1 protein-coding gene is annotated in these 1,239 nt (G+C 39.6%); it reads right to left on the reverse strand.

Features of this window, described 5'->3' with window-relative positions; genetic code table 11:
• Window positions 1-40 precede the first annotated feature (40 nt).
• Window positions 41-1,036, reverse strand: a complete 996-nt coding sequence (locus G530_RS0100415; RefSeq protein ID WP_026932640.1) for an IS110 family RNA-guided transposase — start codon at window positions 1,034-1,036, stop codon at window positions 41-43.
• Between the last annotated feature and the right edge of the window lie 203 nt (window positions 1,037-1,239).

The raw sequence follows: 1,239 nt of genomic DNA on the forward strand, positions 1-1,239 counted from the left end.
CGTATTCCAAGATCAAAAACAAACCATTTTCAATAAAATTTTAGGCGGCATATTTACATAGATCTACGTATGGTGTTTGTCTTTTGATCACTGCAAATACTCTGGATAACAACTTGTTTCGCACGTTATTTAAAGCTACCATCTTAGGTTTACCTTCAGCTACTTTTCGTTGGTAATATTCTCGTAATTCACCATCATGCTGAATGGCTGATACACTGGCCATGCTCAGCAGACTTTTCATCTTCCGATCACTCATGGGATGACCTTTAGCTCGTTTGAATACACTGGTCCCAGAGCTATGCTCAAAAGGCGCCGTTCCGCAATAACTTGAGAACTGTCGCCAGCTACTGAAACGTTCAAAGTTGCAAGTGTGATAAATCAACTGGCAAGCCAGGATTCGTCCTACCCCTTTTAAACTGGTAAGTAACTTGTAATTCTTTCCTAGATCCTGTTCTCTTTTTAATAGCTGATCGATCTGTTTCTCCAGTTTTAGGATCTGTTTACTTAAGTAGGCTATGGTATGCTTTAAGCTCTTACAGCTTACATCTGTCGATGGACTGGATAAAAATCCTGTAAGCTCCTCTAAGGTTCCCATAAGACCCGTGCGATTACGCACTAACTGATCTCTGAGACTTAATAATCTACCCAGCTCCAATAAGGCTTCATCCCGAATGCTACTGCACTCTAACTCTTCCCTATGCAACCAGGCATACCTGGCGATCATTTGAGCGTCTACACGATCCGACTTAGTTCGAACCAGTCCGGAGGATCTTTTAATCACAATCGGATTCTCCTGAACATAGTCTAAACCGTTAGTCTGCATAAAGATCGCTAGCTTCAATGAATAGTTCCCCGTATGTTCAAAACAATATAAAATCGACTTTTCGTTTTCTGAAAATTTACCAACCCATTTGATAAGGGAAATATAGCCTGATCTGGTATTATCGAATACCCGATGTTTACTATGGTTATGAAGGAAAACATCTAAGGTCTTTTTGGATACATCAATCCCTACAGCTAACTGGTAATTTTTCATATCTTTAAAATCGATTTAAAATGAAGTTGCGTTAACTATCTCCTTTAACGGGTTCCGCTAAGACCTGGTATTCCAATTAGTTCTTCGCAACAATAGTAGAAGCTAAGGGGACTCTTACGATTAATGGTGCCTAACTAGAGACCGTTATAGTTCTCCCCTTAGTTCTCTCTTAAAATATGAAAACAAAGTAAAGGAGACCGTTG

The sequence above is a fragment of the Christiangramia echinicola DSM 19838 genome (assembly GCF_000423065.1).
Lineage (GTDB): Bacteria > Bacteroidota > Bacteroidia > Flavobacteriales > Flavobacteriaceae > Christiangramia > Christiangramia echinicola.

Bases quoted from the DNA above. Each gene is read 5' to 3' on its own strand.
- G530_RS0100415 (WP_026932640.1), bottom strand. From the start codon at position 1,036: ATGAAAAATTACCAGTTAGCTGTAGGGATTGATGTATCCAAAAAGACC.